Below are 18,803 nucleotides of genomic sequence, written 5' to 3' on the forward strand. Positions count from 1 at the left end.
CCGACCGACACTCGGACTCCGCACCCCCGCCCAGGCCCTCACCGAACTCCTCCTGCCCGCCGCCGCCTGACAGCCGAACCCGACCCCGACACGGCGAAGCGATTGCACTTGACAGATGGAATCCGCCCGGCGAGTCCCGCCGTCGTGCGCTTGAAAGCTGGTGAGACCCCGACGGGGAGGTTATCCACATAGCCAGCGACGGCGGCCCTCGCCCAAGCGTCGGAGGGCCAGCATGGCTGAATGGACCGTTTGGTGCAGCATCTGCGCAGCCGCGGCGGCGTCGCGCGGACGCGCGGGCTGCTCGAAGCAGGGATCGGAGAACGCGAGCTCGGCCGTGCCGTCAGCGCTGGGCACGTCGAGCGGGTTCGGACCGGGATCTACGCCCTCCCGGCCGCCGATCCGGTGGTAGTCCGGTGCGCCGCAACCAACTCGCGGCTCACCTGCATCTCCGCTGCCGGGCACTACGGGCTCTGGACGCTCCGCCAGCCGGACGACGTGCACGTGCTGAGGCCAGACGGCACCTTCTCGTCCGAGCGGGCCGTGGTGCACCGCAAGACCTGGGTTCCCGGGGAACCCGACGGGTGGATCGCCTCGAAGGCGGACGTCCTGCTGCACGCCCTACGGTGCCTTCCTGAGCTGGAGGCCCTCGTCCTCGTGGAATCAGCGTTCGGACAAGGATTCTCGATGGACTTCCTCCGAGACCGGCTGCCCGGACGACGCAACGCCGCGGCGCGCCGGATCCTCGACCTCGTGGACATCGGTGCGGAGTCGCTCCTCGAGACGCTCGCTCGCACGCAGCTGCGCCGGGCGGGCTTCCACGTTGAGCCCCAGGTGGCCATTCGCGGAGTGGGATCCATGGACCTTTTGGTCGAAGGCTGCGTCGACGTCGAAACCGACGGAAAGGAGCACGAGGCTCCGCGACGCCGGCACAAGGACTACCGTCGCGACAACACGGCTCAGTCGCTGGGCTTCGCGGTGGCTCGGTTCGGCTACGCCGACATCGTGCACCGGCCCGAGTCAATGGTGAGGCAGGTCGCGGCCATCGTCGAGGCGCGCCTTGCACTCGGCGGGCTTCCGGACCTCGACGCGCTCTAGTGCGGCGTCGGAGTTTCACCACTTTTACGGCGTACGACGGCGGGGCTCGCCGGCGCCTTGGCCCGACGCGCCGCGGTTGGCCGGTTGAACGTGGTGAGAGTCCGGCGCTGGTGGCCGGCGGACCGTGGGCGGGCGCGTCTGACCGACTGTGGGTGGGAACTGGCGGCGTGTACTATGGGCCGATTTAACTTCCCGTCCGAGGTGGCGTACAGTTATTTGTTGGCTGTCGGCCCAGCCGTGCCCTTTTCGGGGTGGCGACCGGCGGTTGAATCAACCATAGACGTCCACCGGGTGCCCGTATGCCCGGCGGCACAACAGTTAGCGGAGGCTATGGCCAAGAAGGACGGTGTCATCGAGATTGAGGGCGTCGTGACCGAAGCGCTGCCCAACGCGATGTTTCGCGTTGAGTTGACGAACAAGCACGTCGTGCTCGCTCACATCTCCGGGAAGATGCGTCAGCACTACATCCGAATCCTCCCGGAGGATCGCGTAGTGGTGGAGCTCAGCCCATACGACCTGACCCGCGGCCGGATCGTCTACCGCTACAAGTAAGCAGCGCGGCCGGGGGCACCCGGCCGTCATGCTGACCACCTGCAGAACACGCAAAGGAAAGCCATGAAGGTCAAGCCGAGCGTCAAGCAGATCTGCGACAAGTGCAAGGTGATCCGCCGTAACGGCCGGGTCATGGTGATCTGCGAGAACCCGCGCCACAAGCAGCGCCAGGGCTGAGTTCCCCTCGGGGAGACAGCCAGGGCCGCCGCCCACGCAATAAATAGATAGAAGGCAGCACAAGCTGCGCTGGGACGAATTCAGAACCCGGACAGCTAACCCCCGGCCCGGAGGCTGGGGCCGCACAGAAAAGTGCGGGTGTACTGCCTACGACCTCCGGACAACAAAGGAGAACCGCCACTATGGCTCGTCTCGCTGGCGTTGACATTCCCCGCGAAAAGCGGCTGGAAATCGCGCTTACTTACATCTACGGCGTGGGCCGCACCCGTGCGAAGGAGACGCTCGCTGCCACGGGCATCAACCCGGACGTCCGCGTGAAGGACCTCACGGACGCCGAGCTCGTCGAGCTGCGCGACTACATCGAGGGCAACTACAAGGTTGAGGGTGACCTTCGCCGCGAGGTCGCCGCCGACATCCGCCGCAAGGTGGAGATCGGCAGCTACGAGGGCCTGCGCCACCGCAAGGGCCTCCCGGTGCGTGGTCAGCGCACCAAGACCAACGCTCGCACCCGCAAGGGTCCGAAGCGGACCGTCGCCGGCAAGAAGAAGGCCGGCCGCTGATCGCGGCTAGCGTCACCAAGAAGTAGGAGTACTCATGCCCCCGAAGACTCGTGCGACCTCGGTCCGCAAGCCGCGTCGCAAGGACAAGAAGAACATCGCGCTCGGTCAGGCGCACATCAAGAGCACGTTCAACAACACGATCGTTTCGATCACGGACCCCTCGGGCGCTGTGATCTCGTGGGCCTCGGCCGGCGAGGTCGGCTTCAAGGGCTCGCGCAAGTCGACGCCGTACGCCGCCCAGCAGGCCGCCGAGTCTGCCGCGAAGCGTGCGCAGGAGCACGGCCTCCGCAAGGTCGACGTGTTCGTGAAGGGCCCGGGCTCGGGCCGCGAGACCGCGATCCGCGCGCTCCAGGCCGCTGGCCTCGAGGTTGGCTCCATCCAGGACGTCACCCCGAGCGCCCACAACGGCTGCCGCCCGCCGAAGCGTCGTCGCGTCTAACTGGTTGTCGCAGGGCCTGGCTGGCCGAGGGGAACCCCGGCCGGCCAGCTGCCCGTTACTTAGTCAGACCGTTTTCCATCCATCTGTGTTGCGTCATATAGCGGATGCTCGCTGAAAGGAAACCCCGTGCTTATTGCACAGCGCCCCACACTGTCTGAAGAAGTGGTGTCCGACAACCGCAGCCGATTCGTGATCGAGCCGCTCGAGCCCGGCTTCGGCTACACGCTCGGCAACTCGCTGCGTCGTACTCTGCTTTCCTCTATTCCGGGTGCCGCGGTCACCAGCGTCCGGATTGACGGTGTGCTGCACGAATTCACCACGGTTCCCGGGGTCAAGGAAGATGTCACCGAGATCATCCTGAACCTCAAGAGCCTGTCCATCTCCTCGGACCAGGACGAGCCGGTCGTCGCCTACCTGCGCAAGCAGGGCCCGGGCGTCGTCACGGCTGCGGACATCGCTCCGCCGGCCGGCGTGGAGATCCACAACCCGGATCTTCACATCGCGACGCTCAACGCCAAGGGCAAGTTCGAGCTCGAGCTCACCATCGAGCGCGGCCGCGGTTACGTTTCCGCGGCGCAGAACAAGTCCGCGGACGCCGAGATCGGCCGCATCCCCGTTGACTCGATCTACTCGCCCGTGCTGAAGGTTACCTTCCGCGTCGAGGCGACCCGCGTCGAGCAGCGCACCGACTTCGATCGCCTGATCGTGGATGTCGAGACGAAGCCGGCCATCAAGCCGCGCGACGCCGTCGCTTCCGCGGGCACCACGCTCGTTGAGCTCTTCGGCCTGGCCCGCGAGCTCAACACGGCCGCCGAGGGCATCGAGATCGGCCCGTCGCCGACAGACGCGGCGCTCGCCGCGGACATGGCGCTGCCGATCGAGGACCTGGACCTCACCGTGCGCTCGTACAACTGCCTCAAGCGCGAGGGCATCCACACCGTGGGTGAGCTCGTGGCGCGCTCCGAGGCCGACCTGATGGACATCCGGAACTTCGGTGCCAAGTCCATCGACGAGGTCAAGGCCAAGCTCGTCGAGCTCGGCCTCTCGCTCAAGGACTCGCCTCCCGGATTCGATCTCGCCGCTCGCGCAGCCGCGATCGACGAGGACGAGGCCCCGTTCGGCGACGACGACCTCTAAGCCACCATGAATTGACCGTTTCCGGGCAGCGCCCGGAAGCGGCACACCCGAGGAGAAACTACTATGCCTGCACCCGCCAAGGGCCCGCGTCTGGGCGGTGGCGCTGCGCACGAGCGCCTCATGCTCAACAACCTTGCCGCCGCGCTCTTCGAGCACAAGCGGATCACGACGACCGTGACGAAGGCCAAGCGCCTCCGCCCGGTCGCCGAGCGCCTCATCACGTTCGCGAAGCGCGGCGACCTCGCCTCGCGCCGCCGTGTCCAGGCCGCCATCTCGGCGCGCACGAACACGAACAAGGGCATCATCCACGAGCTCTTCACGGAGATCGCGCCGCAGCTGGCCAACCGCGAGGGTGGCTACACGCGCATCACCAAGATCGGCAACCGCAAGGGCGACAACGCTCCCATGGCTGTCATCGAGCTCGTGCTGGAGCCGGTCTCGCCGAAGCAGGCCGTCGTGAAGGAAGCGGAGGCCGCTGCCAAGCGCTCCGCCGCCCCGAAGGCCGAGCCGGTCGTCGAGACCGAGGAGACCGTGGTCGAGGCTCCTGCCGAGGCTGAGGCTCCGGCCGAGGTTGAAGCTCCCGCCGAGACCGCCGCCGAGGACACCGAGGCTCCCGCAGCCGAGGCCAAGGGCGACGACGACGCGAAGTGAGTCCCGCCGTCGTGCGCGGCTCGGCTGAGCTTTCAGCCCGGCGATCTCAGTAGACTGGAGCGCATGACAGCAGAGAAGGCCCCCCTTCCCGATTCCGGGAACGGGGGCCTTCCCGCGTCTCGGGAGTCTGCTGCGCCGGAGCCGGCCGCGCGCGAGCAGGGTCAGGGCGAGCGCGTCCGCGTGCGGCTCGACGTTGCGTACGACGGCGGGCCGTTCAGCGGGTGGGCCGTCCAACCGGGGCTGCGGACCGTCCAGGGTGCCCTCGAGGACGCCCTCGCGCTCATCCTGCGCCGCCCCGCGCGCGTCGTGGTCGCGGGGCGCACGGACGCTGGGGTGCACGCGCGCGGGCAGGTCGTCCACGTGGACCTCGCCGCGGCGGAGTGGGAGTCACTCCCGCGTCGCTCGGACGCTGCGCCGGAGGACGTCCTCGCCCGCCGCCTGCGCGGCGCGCTGAGCCGCGTTCTCGGGGAGGAGACGGGCGCGCTCGAGGTGCGCGGCGCCGTCGTGCCTCCCGCGGGGTTCGACGCGCGGTTCTCCGCGCTGTGGCGGCGCTACTCGTACCGCATCGCGGACCGACCCGAGCACTGGGACCCCACCCTGCGTGGTGTGACGCTGTGGCACAAGGCGGGGCTCGACGTGGGCCGCATGAACGGCGCGGCCGCCCAGCTGCTCGGGCTCCAGGACTTCCTCGCGTTCTGCAAGCCGCGCGAGGGCTCGACCACGGTGCGCGAGCTCCAGGACTTCTCCTTCGAGCGAACGCACGACGGCGTGGTCCTCGCCCACGTGCGCGCGGACGCGTTCTGCCACAACATGGTGCGGGCCCTGGTCGGCGCGTCGCTGCGCGTCGGGGAGGGGCTCGAGCGGCCGGAGTGGCTGCACGAGCGGATGCTCGCGAAGGTCAGGGACGCGAAGACCCGCCTCGCGCCGCCCCATCCGCTCGTCCTCGAGGAGGTCGGCTACCCCGACACGGCGGAGGAGCTCGCCGCGCGCGCCGAGCAGACGCGGGCCCAGCGCGATCCGGCCTGAGCACTGAGCATTCAGCACTGAGCATTCAGCACTGAGTCTTGGGCACTGAGCCCTGGGCACTGGGCCCTAAGCCCTAAGCCCTGGGCCCTGATGCGTGCCAGCGTCAGGCGAGCCCGGGGCCATGCACGGGCAGGAGGAGCGTGAACACGCTCCCGCGGCCCGGCTCGCTCTCGACCTCGAGCCGACCGCCATGCCGCTCCGCGATCCACTGCGTGAGGGCGAGGCCAAGCCCCACGCCGGGAATCTCGGAGCGCCGCGCCTCTGCCGTGCGGAAGAAGCGCTCGAAGACCCGGCCCTGCTCGCCGGCCGCGATGCCCATGCCGCGGTCGCTCACCTCGACTGTGACCCAGCCGTCCCGTTGGGCCGCGCGGAGCTGCACGGTCCCGCCGTCGGGCGAATACTTGATCGCGTTCGAGAGCAGGTTGTCCACGGCCTGGCCCACGCGCAGCGGGTCCGCCCGGACCCAGAGCGGCTCTTGCAGGTCCGCGTCGAGCTGGACGCCCGCGGCCGCGGCGGAGAGCCGCGCGGCGTCCGCTCGGGCGGTGAGCACGGCGCACAGCTCCGCCGCCTCGAGGCGCACGGCGAGCGTGTCCGGAGAGGAGACCGCGAGGTCGGCGGCGAGCTCGATGAGGCGCTCGGCGCTGCGCTGTGCGACGTCGAGGCGCCAGCGGTCCTCGGGGGCGAGGGAGGCCGATTCGAGGACGAGGTCGAGGTTGCCGAGCACGGCTGTGAGCGGCGAGCGGAACTCGTGGGCGACCGTTCGCACCAGCTCCGCCTTGTCCTCTACTGCGCCCGCGAGCGCCGTGACGTCGCCGAACGAGATGACTGCGCCGCCCTCCGGCCCCTCGACTGGCCGCGCGACGACGGAGAGCGCGCGGGAATCGGACCCTCGGCCCAGCCACACGATCTCGTCGTTGATTCGTTCGCCCGCGGCGGCGCGGCACAGGGGAAGCTGCTCGGGGGTGAGCGGCGTGCGGCGGTCGCGGGCGTAGAGGTCAAGCCCGGCGGACGCGTTCCCCTCCACCCCCGGCATGGACCATCCCGACTCTGCGGCCAGTTCGCGAAAGCGGCGGTTGGACCTGATGGGCCGCGCGTCGGGCCCTACCGCGACGATGCCCACATTGACCGCATCGAGGAGCGTGGTCAGGAGGCGCTCGGTGGACTGCGACTCGACGAGCAGCTTCTGCAGGCGGGCCTGTTGGGCCCGGAGCTGCCGTTCCTGGATGGTGAGTCCCGCCCGGGCGGCGCGCACCGCGACGGCCACCGTGAGCAGGAGGGGCGGGAGGAGGAGGGCGTCGCCGAGCCCTGTGGACCTGAATCCTACGAGGGCCTCGATCATCGCTGGCAGGGCGATGAACACCGGCCCCGCGAGGCTCAGGGCGAGCGCGGTCCGTGTCGACGGCATGCTCGCCGCGATCCAGATGACGGGGATGATGGACAGCGCCCCGAGACCGCGCAGGCCATCCACCGAGCCCTGGTTGAGGAGGCCGATGGCCACGAAGTCCTGGATCGGTACTGCCAGCAAGGCGTTCGGCGGGAGGCTGTCCCACGGGATCGCGAAGCACGCCGCGGTCGCCGCGACCAGGAGGAGGAGCCCCGCTAGGAACAGCGGACGCTCGCCGGCGCGGGTCCATTCGGCGGGCATCGCGAGGGGGGCCGCGAGAACGGAAGCCACGAGGGGGAGCTGGCAGAGTGCCGCCCTGGCACGGAGTCCGAGCTGTTGGAAATTCCGGCGCGCCCACCGGACAAGCGCCTGCTCGGTGATCGACACGTGGCTCCTTCCCTCCATCCCCCTTTGACAGATTGAGCAGTGTGATATTCATCTGCGTAATGAGAATATGACAAAGACCTGTCGCAGTGGTGACCGGCGCAGTAGACGGTGTCGCAGAGGAGAGAAAAAATGGACGATCTTGGTCTTGCCCTCGTGGTCGAGGACGATGACGACGTCCGCCATCTCGTGGAGGACGTGCTGCGGCAAGCGGGTTTCGAGGTGCTGAGCGCCGCGACGGGCCGCGAGGGCGCCGAGATTGCGCGCCGCGAGGCCCCGACGGTGGTGACGCTCGATCTCGGACTTCCGGACATCGACGGCTTTGAGGTGCTGCGCCGGATCAGGACCTCGAGCGACGCGTATGTGGTCATGCTCACGGCGCGCGACGAGGAGCCGGACACCATCTTGGCCCTTCAGTCCGGCGCCGATGACTACCTCACCAAGCCTTTCCGGCCGCGCGAGCTCAGGGCGCGCATCGCCGCCATGATGCGGCGGCCGCGGGGTGGCGTTGCCGACGCGACGCCAGAAGGGCGCCCCGCCGCACCGGCGGGCGATGACCGCGAGCGGACGACGGCGCCCTCCAGTCCGGTCCGTGCAACCTCGCCGAGCGCCGGGGCCGCCCAGGCCCCCGCGGCGCGTCCCGGCCCGCTCCTCCGCCACAGCGGGCTCACCCTCGATCCGCGGACGCGGACGGTGGCCCTCGGCCGCACGCCCCTCGACCTCACGCGGAGCGAGTTCGACCTGCTTCACGCCCTTCTGCGCGCCGGCGGCGGCGTGCTGACCCGGTCCGAGCTCGTGCGGGTGGCCCGCGGGGAGCGGTATCGCGAGGACTCCTACGTGAGCGAAGCGGACGAGCGGGCCGTCGAGGTCCATCTGGGCAATCTCCGCCGCAAGCTCGGCGACGATTCGCGGCAGCCGCGCTGGCTCGTGACCGTGCGCGGGGTCGGCTATCGCCTCGCGCCTCCGGCCTCGTAGCGTCGGAGGCCCGGCGCCGGAAGTCCCCTTGTCTGCAGAGAAGTTCCCTACTGGGTGACTTGCGGGCACGCAGGGGTGACTTGGGGACCGGGGACTTCGGGGAACCGGTTGAGCGGGAGAGCTAGGCCGGAGCCTGCCCGGCGCCGCCGGCGCCCCGGCAGAGGACGCTCACGGTGAGGTCACCGCACAGGCCGACGGCGGCCAGCAGGTCTGGGGCGACCGCGCCGTCGTTCGTTCGGACGAGGCCCTCGACGCGCTCGGCGAGGCCCGCGAGCCGGGCAGCGCCCACCATGACTGACGAGGTGCGGAGGCTCAGGGCCGCCTCGAGCGCGGCGTCTCGATCCCCGCGCCCGAGCGCCCGAACGAGCCTTGCCCGGCGGCGCGGCCACATCGCCGCGAAGTCGCGGGCGAACGCCGCCGCCGAGGCGGGGCCGACATCCTCGGCCAAGGCGTCGAGCGCGGCAGAGTCTACGAGCGGCAGGGTGTGATCCGGGCACTCCGCCGTGGATCCGCCTGCCGCCATGACTGTCTCCTTGAGATTCATGTCAACATTACCGCCCTGAGAGAGTAGCAAGAGTGTTGATGACGGCCGGCCCGAGGATGGCGATGAAGAGGACCGGGAAGATGAAGAACAGCAGCGGGAACAGGACCTTGACCGGGAGCTTCATGGCCTGCTCCTCCGCTCGCTGACGGCGCTTGACGCGCATCGCCTTGGCCTGGACGCGGAGCACGCGCGAGATCGCGATGCCGTACGCGTCCGCCTGCACGATCGCCTGGACGAAGCTGCGCACCTCCGGGGTGGTGGTGCGTTCGGCGAGCCCGAGGTAGGCCTCGCGGCGCGAGCGTCCCACCTGCATGTCCTGGAGCGTCCGCACGAGTTCCTCCGCGAACGGGCCCTTTCCGTTTGAGCTCGCTCGGCTCAGGGCCGCCTCGAAGCCGAGCCCTGCCTCGACAGAGATGAGCAGCTGGTCGAGCGTGTTGGGCAGGTCGCGTTGGATCTGGGTCTGCCGCTCCATCCCGCGGCTCAGGAGCATGAGGTCCGGCAGCATGTAGCCGAGGACGACGACGAACAGCGCGACGAGGCGCATGAGCGGCTCGGGGCTCGTCGAGATGATGAGCGCACCGATCGCCGCGCCGACGGCGCCGAGGGCGGGCTTCGCAGCGAGGAGCCGGCCCAGCGGGAGCGACGCCGGGCGGCCGGCCAGGGCGAGGAGGCGGTCGAGCCGGCGGACGTAGGCGCCTGGCGTGAGGCGGCGCGCGACCCGCTCGAGCAGCTCCAGGACGCCGGAGCCGGACTCGGCCTCGGTCGAGGAGGTGATCCCGCGGCCGAGGTTCGCGCGGATGGCACGGGTCTCGCGCCGGTCCACCGAGAGCACGGACCAGCACAGGGTCGCCACCGCGACGGCCACGAGGAGCGCGGCGAGAAGAGGAATGGGCATGGTTCCTGCCTAGAACTTGATGTCGATGATCTTGCGCAGCCAGAGGCCGCCGATCGTCATGAGAATCCCCGAGGCTGCGATCATGGCCCAGCCGATGGGGCTCGTGAACATGACGGTCATGTACGTGGGGTTGACGGCCATGAGGAGGAGCACGATCGCGATGGGCAGGGCCATGAGGATGTACGCCGAAAACTTGCCCTCGGCCGCGAGCGCCGCGATGTGGCCTTTGATCTCGCCGCGCTCGCGGATGGTCTCGTTGACCTGGTCGAGCACGTCAGCGAGGTTGCCGCCCACCTCGCGGTTGATCTGGATCGCCTGCGCGATCCACACGAAGTCCTGGCTGTCCATGCGCTGCGCCGTGTCCTCGAGGGACACGAGGAGATCGCGGCCGAGCGCCGTGTCCTGAACGATGCGGCGCATCTCGTGTGCAGTCGGCTCCGGGCTCTCCGAGGCGGCCGCGTCGACGGCGCGCAGGATGCTGTGCCCCGCGCGGAGGCCGCCCGAAAGGAGGTGCAGGGTGTCTGCGAGCTGGTCGCCGAATCGCTTCCGGCGGGAGGAGATCCGGGAGCGGATCAGGATGCGCGGGATGAACGGCATGAGCACGGCGAGGAGGAGCCCCAGCCCGAGGCTCCCGATCATGAGGCCGATCACCGCGCACAGCGCCATGGCCCCCACCACCAGCAGCAGCAGGTCAGCCTGTCGCAGCCGGACCCCCGCGAGCTCGAGAGCGTCGGGGGAGACCAGTGTGAGCCGCCTCGTGGTGAGCCAGCTCTGCAGGCCATCCGCGGCGCTTGTGGCGGCGCGGCCGAACGCCGAGCTCGGGCCGGCCACGGCCGGGCGGCGGCGAGACACGGGGAGCGTGCGTTGCCCGGGCCGCACGGCGAGCACGGCGCCCGCGAGCCCGCCGGCCAGGATGAGGCCGCAGCCGAGCATTATTTCCATGGGTGCTCCTGGGACATCATCGACGGGCCGAACACGCCCGGGCGGACGTGGATCCCGAGGTCCTCGAAGCGCTCGAGGAAGCGAGGGCGCACGCCCGTGGGGATGGGCTTGCCAGCAAAGCGGCCGGTTGCGTCGAGGCCGGCGCTGAAGTCGAACACGAATGCGTCCTGGAGCGTGACGACGTCGCCCTCCATGCCCTGAACCTCGGTGACGTGCGTGATGCGTCGTGTGCCGTCGCGCAGACGCGAGATCTGCACGATGAGGTTCACGGCGGACGCGATCTGCTCGCGGATGGCCCGAAGCGGCAGGTCCATGCCGGCCATGAGCACGAGGGTCTCGAGGCGCGCGATAGCGTCGCGGGGCGAGTTCGAGTGCACGGTCGACAGCGAGCCGTCGTGGCCCGTGTTCATGGCCTGGAGCATGTCGAGCGACTCGCCGCTTCGGACCTCGCCGACCACGATCCGGTCCGGGCGCATGCGGAGGGAGTTCCGGACGAGGTCTCGGATGGTGATCTCGCCCTTGCCCTCCGTGTTCGGCGGCCGGCTCTCAAGGCGCACCACGTGGTCCTGCTGGATCTGCAGCTCGACGGCGTCCTCGATCGTGACGATGCGCTCGTCGCCAGGGATGAAGGAGGAGAGCACGTTGAGGAGCGTCGTCTTGCCCGTGCCGGTGCCGCCCGAGACGATGATGTTGAGCTTGGCCTTGACGCACGCCTCGAGGAGCTCGGCCATCTCCGGCGTGAGCGTGCCGAAGCCGATGAGGTCGCGCACCGTGAGCGGCACCTTGCCGAACTTTCGGATGGTCAGCGACGAGCCGCCCACCGCGAGCGGGGGGATGACAGCGTTGACGCGGGAGCCGTCCGCGAGGCGGGCGTCCACGAGCGGCGAGGACTCGTCGATGCGGCGGCCCACGCGGGAGACGATCCGCTCGATGACGTTGCGGAGCTGCTCCTCCGAGCTGAAGCTCAGGCCCGAGGAGACGAGGTGGCCCTTGCGCTCGATGTAGATCTGGTCGTGGCGGTTGACCATGATCTCGGTGATGTCGTCGTCGTCGAGGAGGCGCTGGAGCGGGCCGTAGCCCAGGACGTCGTCCTCGATGTCCCGGAGCAGGCGTGAGCGCTCGGTGGCGCTCAGCGGCACGTGCTCGTCGTCGATGACCTGGGTGAGCTCGTCGCGCGCGGCGGTGCGGAGCTCGTCCTCGGTGGCCGTCGAATCGCTGAAGCGCGAGCCCATGCGCTCGAAGAAGGCCGCGGCCGCGCGCTGCTTGAGGCCCGCGAGGGCGTCCGCGGGCATGGCTCGGGGCGCGACCGGGCTGCTTGCGGCCGCCTTGCCGGCGAGCGTCTGCGCGCCCGGACCGGCCGGAGCCGGGGGCTCGGCGAGGGCGACGGCCGACGGCGCGGCCGAGGGTGCCGCGACGGACGGCGCCGAGGCGGGGCGGCCCTCCGCGAGGTTGACGCGCTCTGAGAGCTTCATGAGACAACTACCCTTCGGTGGAGCTTGCGGCGGAGGCGCGCGGCGCCCTCCGGGGTGAACCGCTCGACGACCTCGCCCAGCGCCGAGCTCGCCTTGTCGCCGCGCCGGGGCGACTGCAGCACGGGCACGCCGCGGTTGGTCGAGTACGAGATCGCGGGCGAGCGCGGGACGCTCACGTCGACGGGCACGCCCACCGTGGCCTCGACGTCGCGAACGCTCAGGCCCGCCTTCGCGTCCGCCATGTTGAGTATGAGGTGGCGGGTCTCCGGGAGGAGCCCGAGGCGGCCGAGCACCTCGAGGCTCGAGCGGAGGCCGCGGACCCCGGGAACGTCCATTCCTGTGACCCACACGCCGTCCGTGCACTCCTCGAGCGCGGCGAGCGTGCACTCGCCGAGCCCGGGGGCCGTGTCCACCACGACGTAGTCGAACTGGTCGGCGAGCTGGCGGATGAGGCGTCCCACCTGATCGGCCTCGATGCCGTCCGCCTCGATCGGGTCCCGCGGGGCGCACAGTGCGTAGATCCCCGCCGTGTGGAGGGTGAGGAAGGCCTTGAGCACCATCGAGTCCTGGGCCGCCGCGCGGGTGACGGCGTCCGTCACCGTGTGCTCGGGGTCGAGGTCGAGCCCCGTGGCGACGTCGCCGAACTGCAGGTCCAGATCGACGATCACCACGCTCATGGGAGCCGTCTTGCCGAGGCCCACGGCGATGTTCGTGGCGAGCGTCGTCTTGCCCACGCCGCCCTTCGGGGAGAAGACGCCGATCACGCGGCCGCGGCGGGTGCCCGGCTCTGCCGGCTCGGGGTCGCGGCGGCGGCCTTCCGTGGCCTGGACGGAGCGCTGGAGGACGATCCGGAGCTGGTGCGGTTCGACGGCGGGGGATACGATGTCCCGCACCCCGGCCCGCATGGCCTGGAGCATGAGGTCCGCGTCGGCGTCGGCCACGAGGAGCACCGCGACGTCGGGGAAGCGGACGTCGAACACGGTGGCGAGGCGGAGCGCGCCGTCGAGCGGCACGCCGGGGCCGAGGACGACGACGGCGGGGCGCACCCCGCCGAGGAGCGCGAAGATCTGCTCGGGCTGCTCGGGGAGTTCCGCGGTGGCGACCGTGTAGACGCCGCCCGGGAGGGCGCCGTCGACCGCTGTCTGCATGGCCGCGGCGAACTCCGGGCTCGGGGAGATCAGGACGAAGCGGCTCATTGGTACACCTTCGATCGGTCGACCGTTGCCGAGTTGCCCTGCGGGGAGCTGGCCTGTTCCTTGCTCAGCCAAATGGTGCCGAACTGCGCGGCGAAGACGATCTTCGTGGCCTGCGCGTCGGTCACCGCGGCGGTGATCATGAGCGGCGCGGTGGCGGGCTTGCCCGAGTTGTCCGCCGTCTGGGGGCCCTGCACGTTCGTGATGAGCACCATGTGGTAGACGAGCGCCGTGCTCTCGGGGCCGCCGGAGGAGACGGCTCCGTGGTCGAACGAGAGGAAGATCCCCACGACGTCGCCCGCCTGGAGGCGCCCGCCCACGGCCCGGTCCGCGCCGAGCTGGAACGAGACCTCCTGCAGGCCCGCCGGAACCGGGACCGTGCCCGGCGCCGTGAGGCTGCTCGGATCGGCGAGGCGATCCGAGAGGAGCTGCTCGCCGGGCTGGAGGGCCGTGGAGACCACCTTCCCGGACATCCCGTCGAGGGCGTGGAGCGCCGTGGGGGCGACCGCGCTCGCAGGGAGCGACTTGAGCTGCACCGAGTCGCCGATGTTCGCCGCAGGTGTGCCCTGGGGGATTGGCTTCGTGACGACCAGAACGTCGGTCGGCTTCATTCCGGCCTGGGCGCGGGCGTCGGCGCCATTGGCGTATGAGATCACCAGCACGACGCCGAGGATGGCCGCAACGAGGGCGGCGGCGCCGGCAACGAGTCTGGACTTCACGATGCTCCTGAGGTGCGAGTGCGGGTTGGGGGGTGATGAGGCGGGTTGCTGGGTGGCTACTGCGTGAGCCGGACGACTGCGGCGCCGAGGCTGCTCGACGGGCCGAGTTGGAAGTTGTTGTCGAGCGCGACGTACGTGATGAACGTGCCGATGATGCCGCGGCAGCTGCCCGTGCACGAGAGGCTGTTCGGGAGGCCGGAGGGTTGGTTGTTGTAGACGTACGGCGGTGAGGTCCCACCCGAGAACTTCCAGCCGATGATGCTGTAGGCCGCGAAGCCGATGAGCGTGTAGACCGCGGAGCTTCCCGTGCCGTTGACGGCCGTGAAGATCGGCAGGAGCACCACGGCCTTCTGCCCGTTCTGGAGCTGCGTGATCCACTGCTGGAGGACGGCATCGCAGTTCGACGGCCCGCTGTTGCCGGTGCTGCCCCCGGCCTCGGACTGCGCGATGTTGATGGTGGCTCCGCAGCTGCCCGGGTCCTGGGTGAGCCAGCCGAAGCCGCCAGGGGTGACCTGCCCCGAGGGTCCGTAATTGCAGCTTGCGTTGGCTCCCGAACCGTGGTCCTGGAGGAGCTGGGCCCCGCCGTTGATCTGCCCCTGCACCTGGCACACGGAGAACGTCAGGGGGAACGCGGTGACCCCCGAGCTCGGGCTGCCCCATGCGGCTGACGCCGTTGCGCCGAGCGCCGCGCTAGTGATCCCGATCGTCTGGGCGAGGAACAGCGAGACCGAACCGGGCTGCATTCCCGGCTGGAGCGGCTGGGTCGTGGCCGTGACTTTCTGGCCCGACGTGTCCACCTTGAGCGAAGCCATGCCGGCCTGGCCGGCCTGCATGTTCGACTGGGCGAGCGAGGTGGCGAGCGACGACGTCGAGGTGCACTGCGGGTCGCTCAGCGACGCGGCGCACTTCTGGGCGATCGCGAGGGCCGCAGCGTCCGCGCCGCTCTGCAGCTGGGCGCGCTTCGCGTAGAGCATGCCGCCGTCGACCGCGAGGGCGCCCACGGCGAGAAGCACGACCATGAGGAGCGCCGTGACCACGGCGACGGCACCGCGCTCGCGGTGCTGCGCGCCGTCGTTCGTGTGAATCAGCCGCCGCACAGCATGACCCCCGTTCCCGTGAGCGGGAAGTTCCCGAAGAAGCCCGTGCCCTTCATCGTGTAATTCACGGTGAAGGTCACCTGGGTTCCTGCGGTGCACGTGGTGGGGGAGACCGAGAAGGCCGAAGAGGGCAGCGAGCCGAGCGTCGCCGAAGCGTTCTGGGCTGCGGTGACAGCCGCCGACTGGCTGTTCTGGAGGACCATGACGCGCGCCCCGGCTCGCGCCGCGAACGTGAGCGTCTGCTGGGCGTTGAACACCCGGCCGAAGTCGATGATGCCCATGACCAGGACGACGAGCACCGGCAGGACGAGCGCGAACTCGACTGCGGCGGCTCCTCGCTCGCGGTGCTGGGCGGTCATGGGGACTCCTCGGTCCGGGGTGAGACTGTGTGCTCGCTGCCGTGCCCGGGCCGGCTGAGAGCCTGGCCCGGGCACGAGGCGTGGGTCACGGGTTGGACGTTGGGACCTGGGTCGCCACGTTGTTGAACATCGCCGAGAGATTCCCGCCGAGCAGCGTGACGGCGACGATGATGACGACGGCGATGAGGGCCACCATGATGCCGTACTCGACGGCGGTCGCACCCTTCTCGCCCGAGGTCACCTTGCGGGCGAGGGAACGGATCCCGCCGCGGATCACGGGTTCGAGGTCGGAACCTGGGTGGCGACGTTGTTGAACATCGCCTTGAGGTTGCCGCCGAGGAGAGTGACGGCGACGATGATGACGACGGCGATGAGGGCCACCATGATGCCGTACTCGACGGCCGTGGCACCCTTCTCGCCCGAGAGGAGGCGCTCCTTGGTCTTGATGCCCAGGACGTGGAGAGAGGCGATGAGAGAAAGCATTTTGTCTAGCTCCTGTGTGGGGGATGTCGGCTGGCTCGACTGCCAGCTCCACCATTGACATTAGGAGCGTGCGGATGCCGCGGGTGCTGTTCTAGGGCGAAGCTTGGGGAAGCCTCGCATGATCCAGCGCTAGGACACGACTCTTGTGGTTTCCCTTGCGGTTGGCTCAATTGAAGGGGACTTTAGGTCTGCCATCTCGAGTGCGGATTGTGGCATTATCGCGAGCATGAAGGGCATTGGGGGCTCAAATCTAACATCTTCGCCGCTCGATCTTGGTCAAGGGGATTCCTTTGCACGGAGATTCCCTTTGCCCACGCGCGCGGCGTTGATTCTCATTTGGCCCTTGAGTCTCATGGCGGTCTTCGTTTCCGTGCGACAGATCGTTATGGATGGAGCGATCGGACAAGACTCCCACGCCTATTGGTTGGCAGCTCAGGGCGGCCTCATTTATGGGGCGGTCCCAGGGCAGCGCGATGCCTACCTCTATTCACCAGTCTTCGTCACGGTGATCAAGCCACTCGCGATGCTTCCCTGGCCGCTGTTCGCTACCGCGTGGGTGGCGATAGAGGCGGCTGCTCTCGTGTGGTTAGTGGCGCCTCTGCGTCTGCGTTGGGCCATCCCCCTATTCCTGTTGGGACTCCCAGAGCTGGTCGTGAGCAACATCTACGTCCTGCTGGCCGTTTCGGCAGTAGTTGGCCTGCAGAAGCCAGCGGCGTGGTCATTCGCCATCCTCACGAAGGTCACGGCCGGCGTCGGCCTCTTGTGGTACGCGGCGCGGGGAGACTGGAAGCGCTTATTTCAAGGCATCGGCGCGACAGCAGTGATAGTCGCCGTCTCCTATGCCCTCGATCCGTCCGTATGGCATGCGTGGGTGGGGTTCCTTCTCGACAATAGGAGCGGTACACCCGACAGCAGCGTCAGCTTCGTCGCGCGGGGTCTGCTCGCCGTTGGACTCGTGGTCTTTGCAGCCTGCACGGGATGGGCTTTTTTGATCGCGCCCGCGGTGGTCCTTGCTTCACCGGTGCTCACGCCTGTCATTCCCTTTACGATCCTGCTTGCCGTGCCCCGACTTCTGCAGCTAGGGCAAGCGGTTGGCGCCCGCGAAGAATCGAAGATCAGCTAGGAATCGCCTCCGACTCCGCGGCCCTTGCGCTCTGACGGGCCTGCCAAGCGCGGCGCCAGCGCTGCGCTGGCTTTTCGATCGCCACGCAGCTCAGGAATCCGAGCGGCCAGACAGCTGCCAGCGCTACCGCCCCATAGGCGAGTGGCGGGAGGAATGCAGGCAGATGTGCCGCGGCGAGGAGCTGCTGGACGGGCCAGCCGTAGATGTAGACACCATAGGAGATGTCGTAACGGGAGCCGATTTTGGAGAAGGTGCGAAGCGAGCCGAGGCAGAGTACGAGATAAGCGAGCGGGAGCGGGACGAGGATGGGCGCTAGGTCCGATGCAAGGGACGCCCAACTGATCACAACTGCCAGCGTGAGCGGAACAGGGCCAATTGGCACCCGGTCCCTAAAATGAGCCAGCAGCGAACCAGAAAGGAAGAACGCCAGGAGCGGCAGTGCGAAGTCAGATCGCGTTGGACCGAACCCGCCGCGAAGGAGCGTTAGTCCGATTCCGGAGGTCACGGCTGCGAAGAGGAATGCTGTGGCTAAGTCAGGCCTTCCGCCTTGCGGGATTCGACGCGCCGCCAGAACAACGATGGCAACGAGCACGTAGCAGACAACTTCCCACGTGAGAGTCCAGAGTGGCCCGTTCCAGTCGACAGCATCATAGTTGCCCCGCAACGACGTCCCTATTGGTGGCGTTGGGAGAAAGCCTAGAAGGAGTCCCACGGCTGCACCGAGAAAAGTGAAAGCTCCTCCAACATCGTAGCGGCCTTCTGTCAGGAGAGACCCAAGGGGAGCCGCGACAAAACCAACCGAGATGACCGCGATCACGAGTGCTGGGTAGATCCGAGTCAGTCGTGCGACAGCGTACTCGCGTGCCGATAGAGAGCGCTGTGCGCTGAACGTAATGAGGTACCCAGAGATCGAGAAAAACCCCATCACTCCGGCGGTGCCGAGCTTTATTCCGTACAGGACCGGTTCTGGGCCGTAGCCGCCGAGGTACCACGCATGGGACACGATGACCGCTGACGCGAAGACGAGGCGCATTGCGTTGAGGGAGTTGTGCCTTGGATCCAGGGCGCGGGACAAAGGCTGCAGTCCCCTCCAGATCGTGGATACCTGAAGAGGGCCCCGCAAGTATGTTGTTTCCGCGTGGTTCGACTTGAAGTCCGGCTCCGGCTCCACCATGACGCTCCCCCTTGCTTTGCGGGCACTCTTCAGGTACTTCTACGTTCGGTGTCAGCTGTCCTCGGTGTCGGTGGGCTTAGCGACGTGCTCAGGACGGTGCGGAGCGTGGTGATTCGAAACCGGCGATGCCGAGTGTAAGCGGAGTCCCCTCCCGGCTCTGGGCACCGGGAGAGGACTCCAGTCAGGGGGCCTTGGGCCGAGGAGTGCCGGACGGGACAGAAGCCGTCACGGCAGATGCAGGGTGGTCTGCACCCCAGTGACAAGGTGGTTGTAGTAGTCGCCGAGTGAAGTCCCGAAGGCCGCGACTCCGAAAACGATGACCATGGCGATGAATCCGCACAGGATGGCGTACTCGGTGGCCGTTGCTCCTCGATCCCGGCCCTCGCTGTGCGTCGAATCTGAGCTGTCCATGACCGTCCTTC

General features: G+C 68.7%; 23 protein-coding genes. 10 read left to right on the plus strand and 13 right to left on the minus strand.

All coding sequences use genetic code 11. The features are described from left to right. The first annotated feature begins 240 nt into the window (after positions 1-240). From E6A26_RS16615 to E6A26_RS16650, 8 genes are all read left to right on the plus strand, one after another. On the plus strand, positions 241-1,095 hold the full coding sequence (locus E6A26_RS16615) for a type IV toxin-antitoxin system AbiEi family antitoxin domain-containing protein (RefSeq protein WP_136612325.1): 855 nt from the start codon (positions 241-243) through the stop codon (positions 1,093-1,095). Positions 1,096-1,425: 330 nt separating this feature from the next. Beyond that, entirely contained in the window at positions 1,426-1,647 is a 222-nt protein-coding gene (gene infA, locus E6A26_RS16620; protein ID WP_011775571.1) for a translation initiation factor IF-1, read from the plus strand. 63 nt (positions 1,648-1,710) lie between these two features. After that, a complete protein-coding gene (rpmJ, locus tag E6A26_RS16625) occupies positions 1,711-1,824 on the plus strand; it encodes a 50S ribosomal protein L36 (protein ID WP_011775570.1) in 114 nt (37 codons plus the stop codon). Positions 1,825-2,006: 182 nt separating this feature from the next. Continuing rightward, positions 2,007-2,384 carry a 30S ribosomal protein S13 gene (rpsM, locus tag E6A26_RS16630; protein WP_136612326.1) on the plus strand — a complete coding sequence of 126 codons (378 nt, stop codon included), beginning with the start codon at positions 2,007-2,009 and terminating at the stop codon, positions 2,382-2,384. A 34-nt stretch (positions 2,385-2,418) separates the two neighbouring features. Continuing rightward, positions 2,419-2,823, plus strand: a complete 405-nt coding sequence (rpsK, locus tag E6A26_RS16635; RefSeq protein ID WP_043120112.1) for a 30S ribosomal protein S11 — start codon at positions 2,419-2,421, stop codon at positions 2,821-2,823. Between the two features lie 126 nt (positions 2,824-2,949). Continuing rightward, entirely contained in the window at positions 2,950-3,960 is a 1,011-nt protein-coding gene (locus E6A26_RS16640; protein WP_136612327.1) for a DNA-directed RNA polymerase subunit alpha, read from the plus strand. A gap of 63 nt (positions 3,961-4,023) precedes the next feature. Further along, entirely contained in the window at positions 4,024-4,611 is a 588-nt protein-coding gene (rplQ, locus tag E6A26_RS16645; protein ID WP_136612328.1) for a 50S ribosomal protein L17, read from the plus strand. A 63-nt stretch (positions 4,612-4,674) separates the two neighbouring features. Continuing rightward, positions 4,675-5,637 carry a tRNA pseudouridine synthase A gene (locus E6A26_RS16650; protein ID WP_136612329.1) on the plus strand — a complete coding sequence of 321 codons (963 nt, stop codon included), beginning with the start codon at positions 4,675-4,677 and terminating at the stop codon, positions 5,635-5,637. A gap of 103 nt (positions 5,638-5,740) precedes the next feature. On the opposite strand, the gene E6A26_RS16655 is transcribed toward E6A26_RS16650, so the two are convergent. Then, positions 5,741-7,408: a sensor histidine kinase gene (locus E6A26_RS16655; RefSeq protein ID WP_168928771.1), complete on the minus strand. Its 1,668-nt coding sequence runs from the start codon at positions 7,406-7,408 to the stop codon at positions 5,741-5,743. Positions 7,409-7,537: 129 nt separating this feature from the next. Between E6A26_RS16655 and E6A26_RS16660 the strand changes: the two genes are divergently transcribed. Then, positions 7,538-8,380: a response regulator transcription factor gene (locus tag E6A26_RS16660; RefSeq protein ID WP_136612331.1), complete on the plus strand. Its 843-nt coding sequence runs from the start codon at positions 7,538-7,540 to the stop codon at positions 8,378-8,380. Positions 8,381-8,501: 121 nt separating this feature from the next. Here E6A26_RS16660 and E6A26_RS16665 read toward each other — a convergent pair whose 3' ends face one another. The 10 genes from E6A26_RS16665 to E6A26_RS16710 all read right to left on the minus strand — a co-directional run bounded on the left by E6A26_RS16665 (position 8,502) and on the right by E6A26_RS16710 (position 16,084). After that, on the minus strand, positions 8,502-8,903 hold the full coding sequence (locus E6A26_RS16665; protein ID WP_168928772.1) for an Hpt domain-containing protein: 402 nt from the start codon (positions 8,901-8,903) through the stop codon (positions 8,502-8,504). A gap of 28 nt (positions 8,904-8,931) precedes the next feature. Next, positions 8,932-9,819 (minus strand): type II secretion system F family protein, encoded by an 888-nt coding sequence (locus E6A26_RS16670; protein ID WP_136612333.1) that lies wholly within the window; start codon positions 9,817-9,819, stop codon positions 8,932-8,934. Positions 9,820-9,828: 9 nt separating this feature from the next. Beyond that, on the minus strand, positions 9,829-10,761 hold the full coding sequence (locus tag E6A26_RS16675) for a type II secretion system F family protein (protein ID WP_136612334.1): 933 nt from the start codon (positions 10,759-10,761) through the stop codon (positions 9,829-9,831). Then, positions 10,752-12,233 carry a CpaF family protein gene (locus tag E6A26_RS16680; RefSeq protein WP_136612335.1) on the minus strand — a complete coding sequence of 494 codons (1,482 nt, stop codon included), beginning with the start codon at positions 12,231-12,233 and terminating at the stop codon, positions 10,752-10,754. The genes E6A26_RS16675 and E6A26_RS16680 overlap by 10 nt, the downstream gene beginning before the upstream one ends. Beyond that, a complete protein-coding gene (locus E6A26_RS16685) occupies positions 12,230-13,429 on the minus strand; it encodes an AAA family ATPase (RefSeq protein WP_136612336.1) in 1,200 nt (399 codons plus the stop codon). Before E6A26_RS16685 ends, E6A26_RS16680 begins: the two co-directional genes overlap by 4 nt. Beyond that, a complete protein-coding gene (cpaB, locus tag E6A26_RS16690) occupies positions 13,426-14,145 on the minus strand; it encodes a Flp pilus assembly protein CpaB (protein ID WP_136612337.1) in 720 nt (239 codons plus the stop codon). The genes E6A26_RS16685 and cpaB overlap by 4 nt, the downstream gene beginning before the upstream one ends. 56 nt (positions 14,146-14,201) lie before the next feature. Next, on the minus strand, positions 14,202-15,242 hold the full coding sequence (locus tag E6A26_RS16695; RefSeq protein ID WP_136612338.1) for a pilus assembly protein TadG-related protein: 1,041 nt from the start codon (positions 15,240-15,242) through the stop codon (positions 14,202-14,204). Then, positions 15,230-15,601 (minus strand): TadE/TadG family type IV pilus assembly protein, encoded by a 372-nt coding sequence (locus tag E6A26_RS16700; protein WP_136612339.1) that lies wholly within the window; start codon positions 15,599-15,601, stop codon positions 15,230-15,232. Before E6A26_RS16700 ends, E6A26_RS16695 begins: the two co-directional genes overlap by 13 nt. Before the next feature lie 85 nt (positions 15,602-15,686). Continuing rightward, positions 15,687-15,878 (minus strand): Flp family type IVb pilin, encoded by a 192-nt coding sequence (locus E6A26_RS16705; protein WP_234865622.1) that lies wholly within the window; start codon positions 15,876-15,878, stop codon positions 15,687-15,689. Further along, positions 15,875-16,084, minus strand: a complete 210-nt coding sequence (locus E6A26_RS16710) for a Flp family type IVb pilin (RefSeq protein ID WP_136612340.1) — start codon at positions 16,082-16,084, stop codon at positions 15,875-15,877. Before E6A26_RS16710 ends, E6A26_RS16705 begins: the two co-directional genes overlap by 4 nt. Positions 16,085-16,310: 226 nt before the next feature. On the opposite strand from E6A26_RS16710, the gene E6A26_RS16715 reads away from it, so the two are divergent. Further along, positions 16,311-17,207 (plus strand): glycosyltransferase family 87 protein, encoded by an 897-nt coding sequence (locus E6A26_RS16715; RefSeq protein WP_136612341.1) that lies wholly within the window; start codon positions 16,311-16,313, stop codon positions 17,205-17,207. On the opposite strand, the gene E6A26_RS16720 is transcribed toward E6A26_RS16715, so the two are convergent. Beyond that, a complete protein-coding gene (locus tag E6A26_RS16720) occupies positions 17,200-18,381 on the minus strand; it encodes an acyltransferase family protein (RefSeq protein ID WP_136612342.1) in 1,182 nt (393 codons plus the stop codon). The genes E6A26_RS16715 and E6A26_RS16720 overlap by 8 nt on opposite strands. Positions 18,382-18,606: 225 nt before the next feature. Next, on the minus strand, positions 18,607-18,792 hold the full coding sequence (locus E6A26_RS16725) for a Flp family type IVb pilin (protein ID WP_136612343.1): 186 nt from the start codon (positions 18,790-18,792) through the stop codon (positions 18,607-18,609). Positions 18,793-18,803 lie beyond the last annotated feature (11 nt).

The organism is Sinomonas albida, from assembly GCF_004919045.1.
GTDB lineage: Bacteria > Actinomycetota > Actinomycetes > Actinomycetales > Micrococcaceae > Sinomonas > Sinomonas albida.